Below are 22014 nucleotides of genomic sequence, written 5' to 3'. Positions count from 1 at the left end.
ACGGCGACGGGAGGTCGCCGCTGGTGTTCGATGCTGTGCCCTACTGCTTGAGCGCTCCCGCCGCGAGGTCGGACAGGAACTGCCGGGCACCGATGAAGAACACGATGATCAGCGGGATCACGGCGAGCAGTGTCCCGGCCATCACCATGCTGTAGTCCGTGGTGAAGAGGCCCTTCATCTGCGACAGCGCCACCTGGAGCGTCACCTTCTCGGGATCGATCAGCACGACCAGCGGCCAGAGGTAATCGTTCCAGGTGCCGATGAACGTGAAGATTCCAAGGAACGCCAGTGCCGGCCGGAGCAGCGGCAACGCGACATTGCGGTACTGCTGCCAGAAGTTGCAACCATCGATGCGGGCCGCGTCCAGTAGATCAGACGGGATCGCGCCCTGTGCGTACTGCCGGAGCAGGAAGATGCCGAACGCGTTCACCGCACCGGGAATGATGAGTGCCCACAGGGAGCCAACCCAGCCAAGGTTCGCCATCACGATGAACGACGGCACCGTCGACAGCTGCGACGGAATCATGAATGTCGCCAGCAGGACGACGAACAGGATGTTCTTCCCCGGGAACTCGTACTTCGCGAACGCGAACGCCGCGATCGAGTCGAAGAACAACACGAGCACGGTCGTCGCGAGCGCGACCACGAGCGTGTTGAACGTCGAGCCCACCATGTCGATGTTGTCGAAGATCTTCCGGATGTTCTCCAGCAGATGTGTCCCTGGAAGGAGCTCCGGAGGGTACTTGAAGACATCCGTCGTCGTCCGGCTCGCCATCACGAACATCCAGTAGAACGGGAAGATCGAGATGGCGACGCCTGCCAGGAGCAGGAGATGGGTGATGGTGCTTCTGATGCGCTGCGCGGTCACGGGGTTCATGCGCGCGCTCCTCTCCGAAGACCGCGGGTGCCCGCGCCCTGGACGAGCCGCCAGTTGATGAGCGAGAAGAGGATCATGATGACGAAGAGCCCCCACCCGATCGCGGCTCCGTAGCCGAACTGATTCTTGATGAACGCCTGCTCGTAGAGGTAGAGCACCATCGTCTGGCCCTCGTTGCCTGGACCGCCGCTGTTACCGACCAGCACCTGCGGCTCGGCGAAGAGCTGCATACCGCCGATCGTCGAGGTGATCACCGTGAAGAGGATGATCGGCCGGAGCATCGGAATGGTGATCCGGAAGAACACCTGCACCCAACTCGCACCGTCAACTCGCGCGGCTTCGTAGAGCTCAGTGGGGATCGCCTGCAGGCCGGCCAGGTAGATGATGGCGTTGTATCCGGTCCAGCGCCAGATCACCATGGCGGCGATGGCGATCTTGATTCCCCACGGAGTGTTCAACCACTCGATCGAGTCCGCCCCGATCGCCTGCAGACCGGCGTTGATCAGGCCGAACTGATTGCTGAAGATTGACCCGAAAATGATCGCGATCGCCACGATTGAGGTCACGTTGGGAATGAAGTAGGCGATCCGGTAGGCGCTCCTACCCCGGAGCATCTGCTGGTTCAGCATGAAAGCGATGACGAGCGCGAAGAACAGCATCGGGATCGTCGAGATGAACCAGATCTGGAAGGTGTTGACGATCGACTTCCAGAAGAACTGGTCGGAGAGCATGAACTGATACTGAGCGAACCCGACGAACTTCATATCGCCGATGCCGTTCCAGCTCTGGAACGACAGGTAAGCCGAGAACAGGATCGGGAAGAGCCCGAAGACCGCAAAGAGGATATAGAACGGCGAGATCGCCAGATAGAGCGAGAAGTACTCGGAACGCTTGCGCCCGGTGGCCGCGCGAGCGGCTGCTCCGGGGTCTTTTCCGGCGTTGGCGGCGATAGATGTCGTGGCCATGTCAGATCAACCCCAGGTGCGAGAGTTGCCGGTTGACTTCGGTGAGGGCGTCATTCCAGGCCGCATCCGGGTTCTTGCCGGCACTCCAGACGTTGGTGAGTTCGCTGATGAACGCCGGGTTGATCACGTTGTCGTACGGACTGAGATAGACCGGTTTGACCTCCTTGGCGGAAGTCGCGAAGACATCGTTGCTGACCTGCCCGCCAAAGAACGGGTCCTTGTGCTGACCACGCGGGTCCTCAATAGAGGAGATCGCCGCAGGGTAGAGCTTCATCTCGTTCAGGCCGTAGACGAGTTGGTTCTCCGGCGACTGCAGCCAGCTGATCACCTTGAACGCGGCTTCCGGGTCCCGGCAGTACTTCGTGATGCCGAGGAAGGATCCGCCGGCATTCCCAGCTCCGCCGGGCGCGCGGCAGACCCGCCACTTGCCCTTCGTGTCGTTGGCGCCGTCGGAAAGGATCTGACCCGCCCACACGGCTCCGACGAAGGTGGCGATCCGACCGGTCGACATGGCGGCGTTCCAGTCGGTCGACCAGTCGTCGGCGTTGGCGCTGAGCTTCCTTCGGTTCGCTTCGACAGCGAGGTCCCACGCCTGCTTGACCTGCGGCCCGTCGCCGATGAACTTGTTCTTTTCGTCCAGGTAGCGGGTGGCCTGCTGGGCGAGGGCCTGGGTGTAGACCGTCGAAGGGATGTTGGGAAGCATCTTGGTTTTCGGCAACGCTTCCACCAGTTGGGAGCCGGCCTCGAGGTAGGCCTCCCAGGTGTCCAGCTTCGCCGCCACCTCGTCGGGCTCGGTCGGCAGTCCCGCCTGTTCGAAGAGGTCTGGACGGTAGAAGAGGGCGGTCGGACCGGTGTCCATCGGGAAGCCGATCATCCTGCCCTCGGGTGTGACGCCTCGGGCCCACTTCCATTGGAGATATTCCGACTCGACGTCCTTTGCGCCCAGTTCGTAGAGGTCGATGAACTCATCGGAGTTCGGGAAGTACGTCGCGACGTCGTCGTTGAGGCCCACGATGTCGGGAACGTACGCGCGCCCGGCGAGGCTGGTCAGGAACTTCGACTTGTAGTCGCTGCCAATCTTCTGCGGGACGAAAGGGACGCCTACCGCCTTGGGAGCCTTGCCGAGAAGAGTGTCACTGATCGATCGATTCCAGTACCACAGACTCAGGGTGCCTTCGGGAGTCAGATAAGACCCTCGGCCGCACCCAGAGGTGCCGAGGAGTGCGGTACCGAGGAGTCCAGAGGCCGCCGCAAGAAACGCGCGTCGGGTGGGCGCCATGGTTCACCTCGTTTCATTCGCTCTGCGGGTCGGGGAAGCGTGCCGGCCGGAGTGGGTGAGCTCCGAGCAAGCGCGTGCGCGCTCGTGACTGACGTGCCGTCAACGAAACGTTGCGGCAGCGTAAGGCGCCGGATGCCCTTGAGGGAAGGCGCTTGCCAATACCGGACTTGTTCGAGATGCCGAACGAACGTCGTTATACCGAACGACGAGGGGGCAATTCACCCTGCGCGTACCGGCCTACACGGTACGTCGACACGGCGTCCACGACAGCACCGACGCCGCCACCCACCAGCGGAATCCGGCGGCTCACGGTGAGACCGAGACGCTTGCCGCCGACCCGCGCGGTGAGGATTGTCCCGAGTTCGGCGGCGACGCGGTTGTCAAGGGTGGGGTCATGGACCGGGGCGGTCGCGATGGCCAGCGGCGTGGCAGGCAGGGCGCCTTTCGTGATGAGCTCGTCGATCGCATCCTCGCCGAGCAGGCAGGCGGTGACGGCGGTGCGGACGCGCGGATCGGACAGGTCGTACGCCCGGAGGTGCGCGATCGCCGCGACCATCCGGGACTGCAGGACGGCGAGACCCGTGACGTTGGCCGGGAGGGCGACCGCCATGACGGCGAAACCGCCGAGGCTCGTGACGAACCCCTGGGCGCCGGCCAGCCGGACATGCTGCTCCACGATGTCGTTCGCCGCCATGACGTGGTTACCGTCCGCCCGGGAGAGGTGGCGGTCGGCCACGGCGATCGCGCCGGGGAAGCGTCCGCGGCCGTCGATCGCGGCGTCGAGAACGGACCGGAAGAGACCAGCGGCCGCTCGCGGAGCCATCTGGCGGACCATCGGTGCGAGGCCGCGCGCCACCATCTTTCCTACTGGCATAGTCGACACCTGTCCCATCTGGCGCCGGGGATCTGTCACGAACCATACGTCTTTCCCGGACCGTTCGAGCCTGGCTGTCCGGATCGTGGCTTTGGTGGCCGCCGCCGAGAGTCGTTCGGGCTCGGGCTCGGCCGGCGAGTACGACCACCGGCGCACTGACCTTCACGCACGGAGGCTGAGGCCTATCCAAAACCCGGTCGCGCCCGACAGTTTGCTGTGCCTGGCCCGAGTTGCTGTGCCTGGCCCGAGCGGCGGCCGACGTGGGCTTGGCGACGATGTGGAGGCGAGGGCGTCTTCAGGTCTGCCCACGGTACGAGACAAGCCCTTTGGACTGGTCGGGTTGTCATAGGTTTCTCGGTCCCTTAGCCGACATTCCTATGACAACCCGGGCTTGCCGCCCGGTTTCTCAGTATTTGGAACGATCAGGTGTAGGCCATTTGAGACGGGCGGGACCTCACGCGGCATTTCCCCACGAAGCACGCTCAATTTGCCTTGCCTGGTGACGACTTGCCACGCGAGGTCCGCGCTGTCTCACATCGCGTACACCCAGTCGGCTCGGATGCTGAGATACACCGCAAGCCGTCTGGTACGCGAGACAACAGGCCGCCGTGGTGAGGGATCGCAGACTTGTCCGAAGGATCGACACCCCTCCCACGCGGAGAACCTTCGGACAAGTAGCGCACGCACTCATGCCGAAGCGAGCATGGATTGCCCCGGCCACCACATCGGCGCCAAGCCCCACACGTCGGCCTCCGCTCGGACCAGGGCGCAGCAAGCCATCCGGCACGGGCTTTTGAACAAGCCTCAAAGTGCAGCGGCGCGGCGGCCGCAGCGCCCCCGTTTGTCTGAGCGCTCCGGCAGGATTGGTTTCTGTGCCGACCGACATGCCGCCGACCCGATGGGAGTTCCCGTCGCCCCTACTCGCGGGCCACGGGGACCTGGTGGGCCACGGCGCCGACCTCGAACCCACCACTCTCATCGCCGCGTACCGTCAGGGCATCTTCCCGATGCCGCTCCGGCGGACCGGACCGATGCCGTGGTGGTCACCCCTGCGGCGCGGCATCCTGCCCATCGACGGCATCCGCGTCTCGCGGTCGCTGCGGCAGGCGTGCCGGCGGTTCACGATCCGGGTCGACACGGTCTTCGACGAGGTGATCCGCGCCTGCGCCGACCCCAAGCGGCCGGGCGGCTGGATCACGCCCGAGATCATCGCGGCGTACGAACGCCTCCACGAGCTTGGCTGGGCCCATTCGGTCGAGGCCTGGACACCCGAGGGCCAGCTCGCCGGTGGACTCTACGGCGTTGCGATCGGCGGGCTCTTCGCCGGCGAGTCGATGTTCCACCGGGAGCGGGACGGGTCGAAGGTCGCGCTCGTCGGGCTGGTCGAGTTGCTCGCCGCCGATGACGCCGACCGCCGGTTGCTCGACCTGCAGTGGCGCACGCCCCACCTGGCGTCGCTTGGTGCGGTCGAGGTGTCGCGGGAGGAGTACCTCCGGATGCTGGATCAGGCGCTGAGGTTGTCGGCGCCGGCGGTGTTCGGTGGGCCGTATGCCGGCGCGCTGTAGTCCGCGTGAGTGCTGTAGTCCGCGTGGGCGCCATAGTCCGCGTGCGCGCCGTGGGTGGCGAACGGCTGGACGCCGCGGGCGAGTACGTCGATCAGGAGCGGCACATCGCGGGCGCGGAGGCGGAACGTCCCCACGCAGGTGCCCTCCCTCCAGAGGGAGAGCACGACGATGCCGTCGGGACCCCCCTGGCGGTGCCAGTTGACCCGCAGCGAACGGTCGTCACCCCTCGCATCGAGGAACACCTCGCCGTGGACCGGCAGCGTGGTGACGTCGGACATACCACCGATCATGCCCCGAAGATCAAGGATCCGAACAGGTTTCCTCAGCATTGACGGTGTCTGACCGGGTATCGACCCGTCTCCTGCCGGCGCCCGTTCCGCCATCCTTCCGCTAGGTGGGTTCGCGGGGGAGGATAGGCGCATGCCTGAGCTGCCCGAGGTCGAAGCATTGGCCGGGTTCCTGCGTACGGAGGCCGTCGGCCGCACCGTCGAACGCGTGGACGTCATGGCCATCAGCGCGCTCAAGACGTTCCAACCACCCATCCAGGCGCTGACCGGCCGCACGATCGCGGCTGTCGGGCGGCACGGAAAGTTCCTCGACCTCACGATGACCGGGGACGGCGCCGCTGATCTTCACTTCCTCGTCCACTTGGCCCGCGCCGGCTGGTTGCGCTGGAGCACCTCGCTCGCCGAGAAGCCGCCGCGGCCCGGAAAGGGTCCGCTCGCGCTCCGCGTCCACCTGGGGGACGGTGTCGGCTTCGACCTCACCGAGGCGGGCACCCAGAAGCGGCTCGCGTGCTACGTCGTAGCCGATTCGTCTGAGGTGCCTGGCGTGGCGCGGCTCGGCCCCGACCCGCTCGGCGCCGACTTCACCGTCGACCGGCTCCGCGAGATCCTGCGAGCCGCCGGCCGGGCGCAGATCAAGGGCATCCTCACCGACCAGGCCCGGATCGCCGGGATCGGCAATGCCTACTCCGACGAGATCCTCCACGCCGCCCGGCTCTCGCCGTTCAAGCCGGCCAGCGGTCTGAGCGATGCGGAGAGCACGACGCTGCACACCGTCATCCAGGAGGTCCTGACCGACGCGGCCGAACGCTCCCGGGGCCTTGCCGCCAAGGACCTCAAGTCGGAGAAGAAGACCAACCTCGCGGTCCACGGCAGGACCGGCCAGCCGTGCCCCGTCTGCGGTGACACGGTGCGGGAGGTGTCCTTCGCGGACTCGAGCCTGCAGTACTGCCCGACCTGCCAGACCGGCGGCAAGCCGCTCGCAGACCGCCGGCTGTCGCGGCTGCTCAAGTAAGAGGTCGCGCGGCCGCGCGCGTCGGCCGCGACTGCGGCGTCCGCATATGCCCCATTCGCCGGTTGAGGGTGCCCTGCGGCATTGTGGGTCCGGCCGCCCCGCCGGAGGTGTCTCACCGACGGCTGCCGCGTTCAGTCGCGGAGGGCGGTCGATGAGCCGTCACCGACAAGTCTGGAAGGGGTACGCCGTGCCGGAGGCCGAGCGGCTCGGCGAGCGTGTGACCGAGCGCAGCGAGGGTTCCCTCGGCTCGGCGATGGTCGCGCTCACCGGTGCGCGGCTCGCGTCCGTGGTCGCGACGTTCGTCGCCGGGGTGGTCGCTGCCAGGCTTCTTGACCCCGCCGCCCTCGGCGCGGCGGGTGTCGGTCTCACCGTCGGCTGGGCGGTCGCGATCATGGCGAACGGCGGCCTCAACATCGCCGCCATCTACTTCCTCGGCCGGCGGTGTGACCAGCGTCCCGCGGTGGTGTCGTACATCCTCATGCTCGCTGTCGGCGCGCTCGGCGGGTCGGCCTTGATCACTGGGATCGCGGCGCCGGTCGTGGGGGCTGTCGTCCTTGACCAGCCGGCGCCGGGGTTGTTCGTTGCTGCCGGGCTGATCGCCGTTGCCACGATCGGGTACGAAGTCGCCGGGTCACTCCTGCTCGGCCTCGAGCGCCGGCGGGCCTACATCCTCGCCGACGTCCTGCGCAGCCTTGCCACCCTCGGCCTCACCGCCGCCGTCCTGGGCGTGGTGTCCCGGACCGCCGAGGGGTATGTCCTCGCGACCGGTCTCGGGGTGGCCGTCCCGGCGCTGGCTGCGCTCGTGGCCGTACGCCGGGTGGTCGGGTCACTGCGGCCGAGGTTCGATCGGACGTTCTCCCGTGAGGCGCTCCGGCTCGGGCTGGCCGGTCAGGTCGGCAACGTCCTCACGTTCCTCAACCTGCGGCTCGACCTCCTGCTCGTGCCGGCACTCCTTCGCCTCGACCTCGCCGGCATCTACTTCGTCGCGACCAGGGTGTCCGAGGTCGTCGGCCAGGCGTCGACGGCGGCGTCGTCCATGCTGTTCCCCCACGTCGCCGCGCAGGCCGATCCGCGAGCCACCGCGACCACCGAACGCACCAGCCGATTGACTCTCCTGGCCACGCTCGGGATCGCCGCCGCGCTGGCGGTGGTGTCGCCGCTCGTCCTCGGGTGGTTCTTCGGTGCGGTCTACCGGCGCGGGACCACCGCGCTGCTGCTCCTTCTGGCCGCGATGCTGCCGCTCGCGCTGTCCCGGATCCTGGCCGCTGACCTCAAGGGACGGGGGCGGCCGGGCCTGGTGTCGATGGGTACGGGCGTGGGTGCCGGCCTCACTGTGGTCGCCGATCTCGTGCTCATCCCGCTGCTCGGCATCGAGGGGGCGGCGCTGGCGTCGTTCGTCGCGTACGCGGGTACGGCGGTGGTGCTGCTGGGCTGCTACCGGCGGGTGACCGGTGGCCGGCTGCTGGCGCTGCTGCCCGGACCCGCGGACGTCGTGGACCTGGTGCGGCTCGTCGGTGGTCGGTTGGCTCGTGGCCGGCTGGCTCGTCGTTCCGCGTCCTCTCATCCGCCGGCGACGCGCCCCCAAGCGCCCTCCCACCCCCAGTCTCCGGGGGGCTCGGCATGAGGTCGCTCGGTGTCTGGATGGCTGGGCGGCGGCGGGTCGTCATTGCCTGCGTGCTGGCCGTCGTGCTCGCGGCGCCGGCCTTGGCGGTCCGGGCTTCCGCCGAACGTCGTACGCACACCGTGGATCTCGCCGTCGTCGACTCCGCCGTCGAGGCGTGGACCCGGGCAGGGACCGCGCCGGCAGGCGTCACCGCCAGGGAGCTCACCGCGGCCGGGGTCGGGACGGTCGTCGTGGGCATGCGGTCCGTGCGGGAGTACCTCGCCCGCGGGGACGTCGTCGTGATGGATGTCGGTCTGCTCGCCGGCACCGGCGCCGTTCCGCCGGCCCTGGCTGGGCGAGGCAAGGCCAGCGTCCTCAAGGGACGGCCGGGTGATCCGGGTGGTGTCTTCGCGGATCTCGCCGGTGTACTCCGGGCTCGCTTCGGTGCGCGCGTAACAACCGCATCGCTGCCCTCGACCGACGGGCCCGTGCCGTTCGTCCGCGTGGACGGGATGCGGGACCTCAGCGACATCGCCGTGGGGTACGACCAGGCCCGGTTGGCGGCGCTCACCTCGGCGGGCTACCGCGTGGTGCTGGCCCTGCCCGCCCGGGTCGTGGCCGGGCGCGGCTGGCTCGAGGCCGAGATCATCCGGGCGGCGGACGTCACTGGTGCGCGTGTCGTGCTGGCGCTCGGCCCGCTGCCGTTCCTGACCAGGCCGGCTGACCGGGTGGCGTTCGCGTCCTACCTTTCCGAGCGCGGCTTCCACCTGGCGCTTCCCGACCTGGGAACGCTGCCGGGTGCGGAGTCCTACGGCGCACGCCTGCCCGGTCACGTCGTACGCGCCCACATCATGGCGATCACGCCAGCTGACCAGGACGACGCGCTGGTCGTACGCAGCCATCGGGCGGAGAAGGAACGCGGCGTCCGGCTGCTGGTCCTGCGTTCTCCGGCGGAAGATCCCGACGCGGAGCTGCCCCTGGAACGGGTGCGCGGGCTGGCGCCTCGGTTGACCAGTGACCTACCCGGTGGGCTCCGCGTGGGGCCGCCGGTCCCGTTGCCGGCCGTGGAGCCGGGGCCGCTCGAGCGGGCTGCCGTGGCGGTGGCGGCGATCCTGCTGCTGGCGGTCGCGGGTGGATGGCTTGTTGGTACGCCGCTTCCGGCGCTCGCCGGTCGGCGCTGGGGTCGCTGGGTGGTGTCTCGGCGGGCGGTCTGGGTTGGTGTTGGCGGGGCTGTTCTGCTCGCGGTGGCTGCGCTGGCGACGGGGCGGCTGGTCCTGTGGCAGCTGCTGACGCTGGCAGTTGCGATCGCGGGTGCGTCCCTGGCGGTTCTGGTGGCGGTTGGAGACGCGCGTCCGGCTGGCCCGGCGCGGCGCCGGTTGCTCGTTACGTCGTATGTCTTCGGCATGGGTGTTGCTCTGGCCACTGGGTTGGTGGTGGCGGCGCTCGGGAGCCGGAGCGTCTTCATGGCCGGACTCGTGCCGTTCCTCGGGGTGAAGGCTCTGCTGGTAGGGCCGCCGGCCATCGTGGGATGCGTTCTCGTCGCTTCGCTGTGGGCGTCGCGCTTTGCTTCGATGGGTTCTCGTGGAGCGCCGGCAGTGGGTGCTCGGCCGCTGGGCCTCCCTGGACTTGTGGGCGGCGTGGTGCGGGTGGGGCGCCTGGTGCGGCCCTGGCATCTCGTGGCCGGGGCGGTGGTTCTCGCGGTCGCGGGCTATTACCTGGTTCGGTCGGGCAACTCCGGTATCGCGCCGGGGTACGAGCTCTGGTTGCGGGACACCCTCGACGAGGCGTTGTATGTAAGGCCGCGGTTCAAGGAAGCACTGCTCGGACTGCCCGCGCTGGTGGTCGCGGTCGCCTCGTCGGGACGCGTGCGCTGGCTTTGGGCGGCCGTCGCCGCGATCGGCACCGCGTCGATGGTCGACACGTTCGCGCACTTCCATACCCCGCTCCCGGTGGCGCTGCTCCGGTCGGCGTACGCCATGGTGATCGGCTTGGTGCTGGGATGCGGCGCGGTCTGGCTGATCGGGTTCGTGTCGCGCCGGGTGCCTGCTCGGCGGCGGGCACCTTCGACAACTGAGACGGAACGCGTGGAGGTGCCCGGGTGAAGCTTGCGCTGTTGGGGTACTTCGGGTTCGGCAATGCCGGAGACGAAGCGTTGTTGGCGGCCGAGGTGGCGGCGTTGCGGTCGGCGTTGGGGCCGTCGGCGGAGTTCGTCGTCATCTCCGGCGACCCTGACCACACCATGGCCGCGCATCGTCTGCCCGCCGTACCCCGGTCCGACTTCGCGGAGGTGCTGCGGGCGGTGCGGTCGGCTGACGGCCTGGTCGCGGGTGGCGGGAGCCTCCTGCAGGATGTGACGAGCGCTCGTCCGGTGGCCTTCTATGGCGGCGTGATGCTGGCGGCGCGGGCGGCGGGGAAGCCGGTCTTTGTTTATGCGCAGGGTTTGGGGCCGCTCCGCCGGTGGTTCAATCGGCGTTTGGCGCGGGCCGCGTTGCGGTCGGCAAGCTACATCGCGTTCCGAGACGTCGAGTCGATGGCGCTGGCCGCGAAGCTGGGGATTCGTGAGCTGGAGCTGGTGCCTGATCCGGTGCTCGGCGTGGACCTGTCGCTGGTCCAGTCGGTGCAGCCGTCGGCGCGTTTGGCTGTTGCTTTGCGTCCGTGGGCGGGGTCGGCGGAGTGGTTGCCGGTCTTGAGGTCGGCACTGGCGGAGCTGGCGCGGGATATCGAGATCGTGCTGGTGCCGTTTCACGCGGGGCAGGATGGTCAGCTCACCCGTGAGCTTGCGGCGTCTGTGGGTTTACCCGTGGTCGATCCGGCGAAGGGACACCGCGTCGTGCTGAACGCGGTGGTGGGCTCGCGAGCTGTTCTGGGGATGCGGCTGCATGCGTTGATTACCGCTGCGGCAGCTGGACGTCCATTCGTGGCATTGTCGTATGACCCAAAGGTCGCGGCGTTCGCAACGCAGGTCGGGCAGCCGGTGGCGGCTACCTTGCCTGGGCCGGTTGACCACGATGCGTTGGTGGCGGAGGTCCGCAAGGCGCTGGAGGGTCCGGATCAGGCGTACCTGGATCGGCTGGAGGTCCTGCGCGCGGAGTCGCAGCGCCCGGCGCGGGAGATTGCTCGCCTCCTTGGCGTGTGAGGCGGGCGGGTGGATGCGCTGTCCGTGTTTTCGTGCGGTCCCGAACCCGAACCCGAACCCGAACCCGAACCCGAACCCGGATGCGGCCGTGGCCCGTACAACGGAAACTGGCTTTGAGCCACGGCACGCTGGGTCGTTCGTTGGACCTGCTCTGACCCGTTTTCGACCCGCTCCGCGTGTTGCGAGAGCGTCATCTCCCGAGGACCGGGGATGACTCGACAACCTCGAGCGGTAGTTCGTAGGGGCCTTGGGTGGCGGGTGTCTCGATGTCCCATGGTCCTTCATTGCCGACTGTGAAAGAGCCCCACCACCTGGTGTTGAGGACGACGTTCTGTGGGCCGCTTTGGGCGTAGGTGTGCGAGACCTCATCGTCGGGGTAGGTGCTGCCCGGTACGTCGAAGGTCCTCGTAACCCCGGGCGCGAACTCCCAGGCCCACTCCCCCCTCGCCTTAACGTTCACCGTGAAGTTGAAAACGTCGGCAGAGGTCTCTGGCATCTCCTTTGGCTGGCCCGAGTGGAAGATAGCTGGCAGGTTCACGAGAGCCTTACCATTTGGCGGCTGCATCGTCGGCTTTTGCTCCGGCACGTACGCAACCCATTGCTTCTTGATCTCTTCGCCTACATCCTCAACCGTGAGGATGTCCTCAGGGTCACCGATACACACGTAGCGGACGAAGGTTGAGTTCCCGCTCGGCTCGATAAGCCACACGCTGAAGGGGCTGCCAACTTGTCCTGTCTGCTGACAGTAATCTTGGCGTTGCCTACAACCCCAGCCGCCATCACCTTTCCCCTGCGAGCACATCTCCATCACAAGCCATTCACAGTCGGCGCAATCTCGGCTACCCCCTGGCGCGGAAAGTACATCTCCGTCCCTAGTAAAGAGGGCGGCGCCAACGAACCTCCCTTCCCTTCCATCGGGAGGGGATGGAGTGGGGGGTGGCTTTGGTCCACAGCGCTGACAACCCGACTGAGTGGCAGCGAAAGCATCAGTCGCATCGAGCATCGCGGAAACGAGTGTTATCAAAATCAACAATGCGATGGCTATGCCGTGTTGAGCGTTTACGAGATGATGTCTTGCCTCTCCACTAGCCACTGATCCCCTACTTTCATAAAGACGATACGGGTCTTACCTGACTCTGACTCTAAAGATGTAACCACTTGTCCGCCCTGGTCGACCTCGGTCAGGCCGCTTGCGTATTGAGTGAAAACTGCCTCCCTGGTGTTGTCGTTGACGTTCGCTGACGCGAGAGTAAAAGAGCTGACCCTGTAGTTCGGGACTTTTCGAAAACTGTGTCCCTTTGACTTGGCGTCCTTGATGTAATCGGTATATCCACTTGCGGCATCGGATCCGGGTGTTAAGAGTGCCTCTACGGGTCTTATATCCAATGTTTGATAGGCCTTGCTGATCTCGCTGTAGAACCTGTTCGTCGCACTTAGGAGTTGGGCTTCGAGGTCTTGGGTGGGGGTGGGGGTCGGTGTCGGGGTTGTCGGGGACGGGGTTGCGCTGGCGGTGGGTGTCGTACTCGATGTCGCTGTGGAGGTGGTTCGTGGCTCGGGGTTGCCGGTGCATGCGGCGGTGACTGCGAGCGCGCCGGATGCCGCGGCGGCGACGGCGAGGCGGCGCAGGTGTGATGTCGTCATGGCTGTCATCGTGCCGGGGATCGTAACCGGATTGCCACCATCCGAGTAGATCGTCATCCACAGGCCTGTCTCCTGTGGATAGGTGAAGGTTCGCGTCGATTGTCTGGCTCGGTCGGCAAGCCCATCAGTCGTTCCCGGCGGGGCGCGCCTGCGGGAGGGTAGGTGCGCCGCTGTCTTCCGCGGACGAATTGGATCAGCAGCCAGCGATCATGCAGGTCCCAACAGCCAGACCAATCGACCAGTCGGGCAAGCCAACGCCGGGGCGCTGTGAGCAAGGCAGCACCAGCCCTCGCCACCCCACCTGACTCGCCTGCAGGACCGGGCCACACGCCGGGGCCCACCAGTGATCATTTTGTCCGTTTAGCCGCTTATCATGGCCGTACGGAGCCTTGGGGGAGTTGAGTAGCGAGGGGTGGTTGGTGTCAGCTTGCGGCCGTACTCTCGCGGTGGTTGAGTCAGGTCGAGTGCGGCAAGTCCATATCTGTCTGTCCTAAGACGCACAGGGGAGGTCTTCGCGCTTATCGTGACTACGACGGGCAAGCAGCCGAGAACAGTAGGGTCATGACAGAGCCGAACGAACCCCCCACACCGCTGTCCCGGATGCGTTTCTCCTGGCAGCGACGGACCTCGCAGGCCGAGGAACCCGACGCGCCCTCGACTTCGGCGTCTCCTGACGAAGGTGTGCCGGCACCGTACGAGGACGTACCCCCGCAGGACCCCGACCGCGCGCCGGTTGACGACAGCGTGACGGACACGGGTACGCCTGAGTTCGGCCATCGGTTCGGACGCCCGGAAGCGCCGCCGGTCCCGGCCCCCCAGCCCGTCGACCAGGACCTCGAGGTTCGACGTCCTTCAGTGAACGGCGACCTCAGCCAGCCACCCGCCCCCGCATACCCTCCGGTCGAGCACGCCGAACCAGACAGCTTCTGGCCTGGGCAGGAGCCGGACTCGGACCCGGTCCCAGACGCCAGTCCAGCCGAACCGGGATTTCAATCTCGGCATGGATATCCGCCCTCCGAAGAGGAACAGGACGACGAGTTCACGCCAGCCGGTTCCGGCGTGCCGGGTCGGCAGACGTCTCGCGGGTCGAGCCGACCAGCGACGAGCCAAGCCGCCGAACGTCGGGCCGCCGAACGTCGGGCGGCCGATCGCCAGGCAGCCGAACGCCGGCCGGCAACGCCCTCCGTGGGTCGGCTCACAGATAACGACGATGCTCGAGGTACGGAAGCCCGAGGCCCGCGAGGTGGCCGCGGAAGTGCTCGCCCGCCGAAAGGCCGCGAGGAGCGCAGGGACGCCCGCTCCAACCAGCAGTCCAACCAGTCCAAGCGTCAGTCGAGGCGCCAGTCCAGGAAGAACGCGGCTGCCAAGAACGCCCGCCAACCTGGCACTTTCGACGTACCCGCTCCTGGCGGCCGGTTCTCCGGCGGTCGTGGTGCCCACGCCGCCGTAAGGGTGACCCTCGTCCTCTCCGCGTGCCTGGTCGTGGTCGGGATCGTGGCGTACCTCGCGTTCTCTCTGGGCTACGGGATCAGAAAGGACAACACGTACCAGCTGAGCAGCGCAGACATCGCCCGCTTCCGGTTGACGGAGTTCCCGCTCGAGCAGGCGGGGAGGTTCGCAGCGGACTACGCCCGGATCTGCCTCACGCACGATGCGACCCCGGGCGCCAACAACCAGCGGGAGGCGCAGCTGGAGAAGTACGTCTCGACTGGTACCGACCCCACCTGCGGCTGGAACGGCACCGGCGCCCAGACCGTCGTCGACACCAGCTGGACCGGCGAGTCCGAGCCGATCAACGTCCCCGGGTACGCCGGTAAGTCCCGCATGATGACCGTACGGGCTCTGACGAGCGCCGGCAGTCGGATCGTCGCGGTGCCGGTGTACGTCGCGAACCTGTCCTCGGCCGACGGTATGCGCATCGTCGGAGACCTCGGGGAGATGCCGCAGCCCAACCTCGCCGCGGCGCCCGAGCCGAAGGCACCCGCGAACGTCGACGGTGGCCTCGGTGACGCGTTGACCGAGGGGGAGTTCTTCCAGCAGTTCTTCGCCGCGTGGGGCGCCTCGAACGCTCCCGCGCTCCAACGTTTCGTGACGCCGGACGCGACCAGCCGGACCACCACCGGGCTGGGTGGCACCGTGACGGAGCCCACGATCAGGGAGGTTCGCGTCTTCCTGCCCAAGGGCGTGGACACGTCGGGCGGGCCGTACACCTGGAAGACCGGAATGGTGACCGAAGCCTGGGTGTGGGTCAACTGGCGCAGCCCCGGCTCGGGCAGCGGCGCCGTCGAGACCCGTGCGTACCGCCTGCAGCTGGTGAAGACGACGCAGGCGTCAAGCCCCAGCCAGGAGTGGGCGGTCAGGGACGTGCGGGGCGGCGTCCCCGATTTGAAGGGGGGCTGACACCGGATTTCTACGACAAGAGCCCCGCAGTGTTCATTACAGTGCTCGCGCCCCGTGATTGAGAAATAACTGAGGAAGGTAGTGGGAGATGGGCGACCTCGTGATCGTGGCGTCCGGTGGGTCGCAACTCGACGCGTTTTTCGGCCGGATCCAGAGCTTGCTGGCCGGAGTCGCGGTCGGCGCGCTCACCGTGGCGATCATCATCATCGGATTCAAGGTCATGTTCGCGATCCGTCGCGGCGACAACTTCCGCGAGGCCATCCAGAACATGGGTGTCGTCGCGTTCGCCGCGCTGCTCATCGGAGGTGCATCGGGTATCGCCGCGCTGCTCAGTGCGATCGGCAAGCAGGTCGGCGGCCAGTGACGCGTACGCAGTTCGCCGCACGGTTGTCCGCGAGGGCCAACTCGTAAATGGGGAGGTAACGAATGGCCGAGCCTTCGGGGCGGTACGTCGCCTTCGATCACACCGACCTCGAGCGGCGGCGTAAGAAGCTGTGGAACCTCGCCGAGGGCGTCCCGCTGACGATCATCGGCGGGATCGACCTGCGGGCCCTGGTCATCGCGGGTGTGGTGTTCCTCGGCCTGCTCGGCGGCGTCATGGCGGCAGCGCCCGTGCTGCCCGCGATCGCGCTCAACCTCTGGACGATCCTCGGCTGTCTGACCATCGCCATCGCCATCTACTCGTTGTGGCCGCGACGCTGGCGCAACGGACTGACGACGGAGCAGAACCTCCTGGTGGCCGCCGACTACCTCTTCCTGCAGCCTCGGCGAATCCACGGCCTCGCGGCGGACGTGGAACCAGAGATGGTGCACTGGCGGGTCATCCTCTGGCATCCGGTGCACCCCCGCTGGCACCGCGCGTTGGCCGAGGCGCGGGCCGGACGCGCGGACCGGCTGATCCGCCGCCAGTCCGGTGACACCGCACCTCCGTACGCCGGGGACGTACCCGAGTGTGAGGCGGGGGTGGGCCCTGCGGGCGAAGCCCGTGGGGGCCGGATCCACATGGAGGAGTCGGTCGCATGAACCCGCTGTATCTCCTGCCGCTCATCGCCTTGGGCGTCGTCGGTATCGGCGCGATCGCGATCTTCGTCTTCAACGCCGGCGGCGGGGACGACAAGCCCACCCAGAACAAACCAGCCCGCGAGCCCCGGGCCGAACGCGAACGCCTGCCGTACCGCTACGGCGACGACATCATCTTCGTGTGGGGCAGGTCTGTCTGGACCGGCTTCTTCATCACGACGACGACCGACGAGCACATCACCAGCGACGACCTCGTTCCCGAGGCGCTGAAGCTACCCAACCTGCTGCACCAGGTGGCGCGGGAGTTCCATCGGCCGCAGTTCCAGGTGATGCTCGTACCGCGCCGTCCCGACCTGCGTGGCTGGACCCTCGACCTGCTCGAACGCGCGTGGAAACCCACCGACAACTACCGCAAGCTGATCAGGCGCGAATCCGGCCGGGCGATCACCCAGGATCGCCTCGGCGCGCAGTACGACGTCGTCTTCCTGATGCGTATCGGTCAGCTCGGTGACAGCCGTGGCGGCGGCTCGGCGGCGGTCGCGGCGATCGCTGACCAGGCGACCGGCGTTCACGACGAGTACTTCGATCCTGCGGTCATCGCCGAGTGGCACGAGCGGGCCGACGAGGTGTACGCCGTCGCGGTCGACTCCGGAATCGGCGTCCAGCCCATGCTGCGGCGGGATCTGGTACGCATCATCCGCACCTGCCTCTTCGGGCACCTGCCGATCCCTGACGAGCAGGCGATCGACCGCCGACCGTGGGGCGCGCACGAGTTCGAGCTCGCGGCGGACTTCCGGGCGCCCAACCACAAGAGCCGCCTCGAGGTGAACGTCATCGACGACGACACCGGCGAGGACCAGAAGACCTACCTCACCACGCTCGTGGCGACCGGCTGGCCAGACGCGATCAGGTTCGCGAAGTCCCGCGCCTGGGGTCGGATCCTCAAGCGTCTCGACTTCCCGGTGGTCGTGTCGTGGCGGGGGATCCTGCTGCCACCGGAGGAGCTCCGCGACCGCGGTAAGAAGATCCGCGACAACCTCGAGGACGAGGCGCGCGACATGGATCGGGCCAGCGCCCGCATCGACTCCCTGCTGGTTGAGCAGGTCGAGCGCGCCAACCACCTGGTCGACGAGCAGGACAGCCGGCCGTTCCCCGGCATGGAGTCGCAGCTGCTCCTCGGCCTTTCGGCGCCGACGCCCGAGGAGTTGGAGAACCGCCGCAAGCGGATCGAACGCCTCTTCGCCAAGGCGCTCGACGCCACCATCCTCCGCCCGAAGCGGTTGCAGTACCGCCTTCTCTACAACGTGCTTCCTGGTGACGGTGACAAGTCGCCGATCGGCCGGATCGCGCCGTTCCGTCGGTTGCAGGAGCTGGACCAACTCGGAGTCGCACTGCTGACGACGGCGACCCAGGTCGGTGACCGCGCCGTCGTGGGCCGGGACGGTATCGCCAAGGGCTGGCAGGGCATCCTTGTCGGGCGTACCCGCGACGGTCACTACCCCGTCCACTATTCCGCGCACTCCGCGATCGCTCGGGAGAACGGCGCGGGCGTCGTCATCGTCGGTGCGTCTGGCGGCGGCAAGACCACTCTCGCGCTCAAGATGTTCCACTACGAATCCGAGGCCGGCGTACGCTGCGTCTTCATCGACCCGAAGATCGATGCCGCCCGGATGGCCTACTACCTGGCGTTCGGGTCGCAGGTGCTCGATTCGGAGTTCATGCGACACGCGGCCGACGGCTGCCTGGGGGAAGCTGGGTGTCCGTTCCAGCCGATCAACGAGGCGTACTGGCGGGACACCGAGATCATCGACCCGCTCCGCGGTCGGGCCGGCAACCTCGATCCGCTGCTCACGTCGGCGACCGTGACCGAGGGCCGGATGCACGCGCAGGCGATGCTGGAGATCTTCCTCGGCGAGGTGGCGTGGAGCCGGATCAGTGGGTATGTCGTCGAGGCGTTCTCGGTGATGGTGAACGAGTACGACCGGGAGGTGGCGGCGTTCCGTTCGGCACACCCGGAGGCGACCCGTGAGGACGTCGAGCGAAACGTGCCGCGGCCAACGACGTGGAACGTCCTGCAGATGGTGGTCGACGAGTTCGAACGCGTGCGGGACGCCGGGGTCGCCGATACGGAGGTACGCGACCTGCGGTTCGCGGCGGCGGTGCTCGAGGACCTGCGGAAGAACCCCTATGCCCGGGTGGCGTTCGCCCGCGAGTCGACGGTCGCGGTAGATGACAGCGGCAAGCGCCGCACCATCATCACGCTGCGCGGGCTTCCCCGGGCGCACGGCAACAGCTCCTCGGCCAACATCGCCCGCGGCATCATCTACCTGGTGACCCGGCTCGGCTTCCAGATGCTGGAAGAGACGACCGAACGCGATACGGCGAAGGGTTGGCGTCCGCAAATGCTGTTCGTCGACGAGGCGTACAGCGTCGCCAGCACCGGCGAAGGCCGCGACCTCATCAGCTTCGTCCTCAAGCAGGGTCGGGCGTTCAACATCGGGGTCGTCCTCATCACCCAGCAGGCCGGTGACCTGGCCCGCATCGAGTCCGAAGACGTGGACGCGAAGGCGGCGGGGACCAACCAGATCCACACGGTGTTCGCGTTCCGGCACCACTCTGACGCGGATACCGCACAGACGTTGCCGCTCCTGAACCGCCTGACCGATGACCGGCCGATGATCGAGACGCTGAAGTCGCTGCGGGACGGCGAGTGCGTGATGCGGGACGTCGATTCCGAGCTCGCGAGCGTGGAGGTGGACCGGGCGTTCTTCGAGTTCGCGGCGGCGATCCAGAGCAACCCCCATCTGGAGGCGCGGTTCAAGGCGATCGACCCATCTGCCGACGTCGATGACTGGCGGATTGTCGAAGAGGCGTCGACACTGGTGGATGGCGTATCGGCGACCACGACACCGACCCCGACCTCGCCGGCGACGGACGACGACTTTGCCCAAGACGATGTGCGAGCCGACGAAGGGATCTCCGTGTGAGCGAGGTGGGGGTGGGCCCTGCGGGCGAAGCCCGTGGGGGCCGGATCCACATGGTGGGGGTGGGCCCAGGCGGGCGAAGCCCGCGCGGGGCCGGAGCCACACACCGACCGCGCAGGCGGCTGGGACAAGACCGCGAGGTCGAATTCCTCCTTGCCGTACCCGCGACCGCGGCGGCTCCTCCGCGCCGGCGGCACTCCCTCCATCGGGTGTGGCGGCCGCGCATCCGCCGACTCGGCCGTGCGCTGGCCGCGGTCGGTGTACTCGCGGGCACCCTGCTCGGCGTCTCGCTGGCCGTCTCACCCGCGCAGGCGGCGCCATGGGACTGTCCCTTCGGTAGCGGCGAAATCTCGAACGCCGGTCCGGAGCACGGCGGCGCGGGCATGACCGCCTGGATTCCCATCATCGCCAAGGAGGACGTGGAGCCGGACGCCGATCCGGACAAGGCGAAACGCGGTCGTCAGACGAACCCTTCGGATCACACCCTGCTCGAGGTCGCCGGGCCGCGTGGACTCCTGTGGTCGTACACGCCGAAGAATCTGAAGGAGGATGTCAAGAACGACCCCACGAAGTTCAACGCCGACAAGCCCGAAGAGAACTTCGAGAAGCAATGTTCGATCATGGACGCGTCTGCGACCAACATCGCGCAGATGATCTTCTCGGTGGGTGGCTTCTTCGGCGGCCTCACCATCGGGGTGAAGCAGCTCGCCAGCAACGAGGCGCCCTTTTCGGCGTTCTACGATGCACAGCAGAGTCTGCTGAGCAACCTGAACACCATGGTGGGGGTGCCAGCCGTCGCAGTGGCGGTCGCGGTGACCGGGGTCTGGGTGTTGACCAGGATCCATCGACGCGCCGACGCCCGCGAGACCTATGCCGGCGTTATCAGCTCAGCCCTGATTGTGGTGGCGATCGCCGCGATCCTCGCCGGAAACAACTACGTCAAAGTCACGAGTGCGGTCGACAAGTACACCTCGGAGTTCAATTCCGCGGTGATGGATCTGGCGATCATCAACCGCAACCGCGATGCGTCGAGCCCGTGCTATCTGCCGACGGTGCCGACGCCACAGCAGGTGGGAACGCCGAACCTCAAGCCCGCGCCCGACGACCCGCAGCGGGCCCTGACCTACAACCTCGGCAAGCGAATCTCGTCCTGCACGCTCTACGAGATCCTGCTGTTCCAGCCGTGGGTCAACGGGCAGTTTGGTACGGACCGGCAGCTCAAGGTGGACGACCTGAAGTTCGGCGGCAAGGACTACTGCCCGAACGGCCAGCCGCCCGAGTACCAACGACCACAGGGTCCCGAGAGCATCGAGTACCGCTGCGTCAACCGCCCAGCCGCACCGGGCCAGTCAGAAGCGAAGATCAACCTCGCGGTGCAGCAGGTGATCGCGCAGGCGCTGTCCCGGAACGAAACGCTCGACGAGGCGGACGGCAAAGCGATCGACACTGGGCAGCACTACTTCCTGTGGAAAGGCGTGCAGTACAAGGTCGCGCAGAACTACTCACCTAACTACGAGTTCTGGCGGGGTACGCAGCCGACGGGCCGGATGGCGACCGCGATCGCCGCGCTCTTCGTGAACCTTATTGCGTTCGTCTTCGTGGGGATTCTCGCGCTCCTCACCATTTTCTGGCACGCGGTCTTCCTGATGGCCTGGATCTTCATTCCGGTCGTGGGAGCGATCGCGGCCTTCCCACCCGCCCGGCGAATCGTCCGGATGGTGGCGGGCATCATGGTGCAGGCGGTCTTCCTGCGTTGCGTGTTCGGCCTGGTGCTGGCGCTTCTGCTCGCCGTTCTGAACGTTCTGCAGGTCGCAGAAGGCGGCACGGTCATCAAGATCTTCCTGATGTTGGTCGCCGCGGCCGCGATCTGGAAACTCCTGACCGCCCTGCGGAGCGGTGCAATCGCGCCGCAGATCGTCCAGGAGACATCCCACTCGGGCGTGGCGGTGTCAGACTCGGGCCTTACCAGCGGCATGCGGTCGACCGGGAGGATCGCGACTGGCCTGGCGGCTGGGGCTGGCGCCGGGATGACGGCGGGTTACCGGGAGGCCAGGCAGGCGGGCCGAACGGGCGCCGGCATGGTTGCCGGGACGGTGAGCGGAATGGTACGAGGCAGCAAGACGGGCGCCGTCAGCCGTACCCGCATCGGTCATGACGCACAGTTCGCCGCCTACGCCGCCCGCGAGCGCATCGGCCGCGACGCCGAGATGAGGCGCATCCGAGAACGCCAGAGGGTCCTAACCGAGCGAAAGCCCACTGGTGAGGACGATGATGCTGGTCCTCCGCCTCCCTGATGATGATGTTGACGATTCGTGAGCGTGGGATTTCGTCTGGTCCGGGAGACAACCGCAGACGTGGACGCTGGAGGCTC

The 22014-nt window shown here is 67.2% G+C and carries 17 protein-coding genes; 10 read left to right on the top strand and 7 right to left on the bottom strand.

Annotation, left to right across the window (positions count from 1 at the left end):
* Window positions 1–40 precede the first annotated feature (40 nt).
* From B141_RS0109830 to B141_RS0109815, 4 genes are all read right to left on the bottom strand, one after another.
* Window positions 41–877, bottom strand: a complete 837-nt coding sequence (locus tag B141_RS0109830) for a carbohydrate ABC transporter permease (protein ID WP_020574987.1) — start codon at window positions 875–877, stop codon at window positions 41–43.
* Window positions 874–1842: a carbohydrate ABC transporter permease gene (locus B141_RS39870; RefSeq protein ID WP_020574986.1), complete on the bottom strand. Its 969-nt coding sequence runs from the start codon at window positions 1840–1842 to the stop codon at window positions 874–876. The genes B141_RS0109830 and B141_RS39870 overlap by 4 nt, the downstream gene beginning before the upstream one ends.
* Window position 1843: 1 nt before the next feature.
* Complete coding sequence (locus B141_RS0109820; protein ID WP_020574985.1) at window positions 1844–3121, bottom strand: extracellular solute-binding protein; 1278 nt, start codon at window positions 3119–3121, stop codon at window positions 1844–1846.
* Window positions 3122–3314: 193 nt separating this feature from the next.
* On the bottom strand, window positions 3315–3995 hold the full coding sequence (locus B141_RS0109815; protein ID WP_026257065.1) for a hypothetical protein: 681 nt from the start codon (window positions 3993–3995) through the stop codon (window positions 3315–3317).
* A gap of 872 nt (window positions 3996–4867) precedes the next feature.
* On the opposite strand from B141_RS0109815, the gene aat reads away from it, so the two are divergent.
* A complete protein-coding gene (gene aat / locus B141_RS0109810; protein ID WP_020574983.1) occupies window positions 4868–5560 on the top strand; it encodes a leucyl/phenylalanyl-tRNA--protein transferase in 693 nt (230 codons plus the stop codon).
* On the opposite strand, the gene B141_RS39865 is transcribed toward aat, so the two are convergent.
* Window positions 5500–5838 carry a hypothetical protein gene (locus B141_RS39865; protein WP_157180914.1) on the bottom strand — a complete coding sequence of 113 codons (339 nt, stop codon included), beginning with the start codon at window positions 5836–5838 and terminating at the stop codon, window positions 5500–5502. The two genes, aat and B141_RS39865, sit on opposite strands and share 61 nt — an antisense overlap.
* Before the next feature lie 142 nt (window positions 5839–5980).
* Between B141_RS39865 and B141_RS0109800 the strand changes: the two genes are divergently transcribed.
* The 4 genes from B141_RS0109800 to csaB all read left to right on the top strand — a co-directional run bounded on the left by B141_RS0109800 (window position 5981) and on the right by csaB (window position 11598).
* Window positions 5981–6859, top strand: coding sequence for an Fpg/Nei family DNA glycosylase (locus B141_RS0109800; protein WP_020574981.1), 879 nt, complete (start codon window positions 5981–5983; stop codon window positions 6857–6859).
* 151 nt (window positions 6860–7010) lie between these two features.
* Window positions 7011–8483 (top strand): lipopolysaccharide biosynthesis protein, encoded by a 1473-nt coding sequence (locus B141_RS0109795; RefSeq protein ID WP_169512918.1) that lies wholly within the window; start codon window positions 7011–7013, stop codon window positions 8481–8483.
* A complete protein-coding gene (locus B141_RS0109790) occupies window positions 8480–10564 on the top strand; it encodes a DUF5693 family protein (protein ID WP_157180913.1) in 2085 nt (694 codons plus the stop codon). Before B141_RS0109795 ends, B141_RS0109790 begins: the two co-directional genes overlap by 4 nt.
* Window positions 10561–11598 (top strand): polysaccharide pyruvyl transferase CsaB, encoded by a 1038-nt coding sequence (gene csaB, locus B141_RS0109785; RefSeq protein ID WP_020574978.1) that lies wholly within the window; start codon window positions 10561–10563, stop codon window positions 11596–11598. The genes B141_RS0109790 and csaB overlap by 4 nt, the downstream gene beginning before the upstream one ends.
* Window positions 11599–11788: 190 nt before the next feature.
* Here the strand turns inward: csaB and B141_RS0109780 are convergent, their stop codons facing one another.
* Window positions 11789–12307, bottom strand: coding sequence for a hypothetical protein (locus tag B141_RS0109780; protein WP_020574977.1), 519 nt, complete (start codon window positions 12305–12307; stop codon window positions 11789–11791).
* Between the two features lie 350 nt (window positions 12308–12657).
* Window positions 12658–13296, bottom strand: a complete 639-nt coding sequence (locus B141_RS49100; RefSeq protein ID WP_084678207.1) for a TcaA NTF2-like domain-containing protein — start codon at window positions 13294–13296, stop codon at window positions 12658–12660.
* Window positions 13297–13800: 504 nt separating this feature from the next.
* On the opposite strand from B141_RS49100, the gene B141_RS0109770 reads away from it, so the two are divergent.
* The 5 genes from B141_RS0109770 to B141_RS0109750 all read left to right on the top strand — a co-directional run bounded on the left by B141_RS0109770 (window position 13801) and on the right by B141_RS0109750 (window position 21937).
* On the top strand, window positions 13801–15639 hold the full coding sequence (locus B141_RS0109770; RefSeq protein ID WP_157180912.1) for a conjugal transfer protein: 1839 nt from the start codon (window positions 13801–13803) through the stop codon (window positions 15637–15639).
* Between the two features lie 88 nt (window positions 15640–15727).
* A complete protein-coding gene (locus B141_RS0109765) occupies window positions 15728–16003 on the top strand; it encodes a TrbC/VirB2 family protein (RefSeq protein WP_020574975.1) in 276 nt (91 codons plus the stop codon).
* 62 nt (window positions 16004–16065) lie between these two features.
* Window positions 16066–16662: a PrgI family protein gene (locus tag B141_RS39860; RefSeq protein ID WP_020574974.1), complete on the top strand. Its 597-nt coding sequence runs from the start codon at window positions 16066–16068 to the stop codon at window positions 16660–16662.
* Window positions 16659–19646: an ATP-binding protein gene (locus B141_RS39855; RefSeq protein WP_020574973.1), complete on the top strand. Its 2988-nt coding sequence runs from the start codon at window positions 16659–16661 to the stop codon at window positions 19644–19646. The genes B141_RS39860 and B141_RS39855 overlap by 4 nt, the downstream gene beginning before the upstream one ends.
* Window positions 19643–21937: a hypothetical protein gene (locus tag B141_RS0109750; protein ID WP_020574972.1), complete on the top strand. Its 2295-nt coding sequence runs from the start codon at window positions 19643–19645 to the stop codon at window positions 21935–21937. The genes B141_RS39855 and B141_RS0109750 overlap by 4 nt, the downstream gene beginning before the upstream one ends.
* The last annotated feature ends 77 nt before the right edge of the window (window positions 21938–22014 follow it).

It is taken from the genome of Actinopolymorpha alba DSM 45243 (genome assembly GCF_000373925.1).
Classification (GTDB): domain Bacteria; phylum Actinomycetota; class Actinomycetes; order Propionibacteriales; family Actinopolymorphaceae; genus Actinopolymorpha; species Actinopolymorpha alba.
Note: the sequence above shows the minus strand (reverse complement) of the source record. Positions and strands in the feature narration are given on the sequence as shown.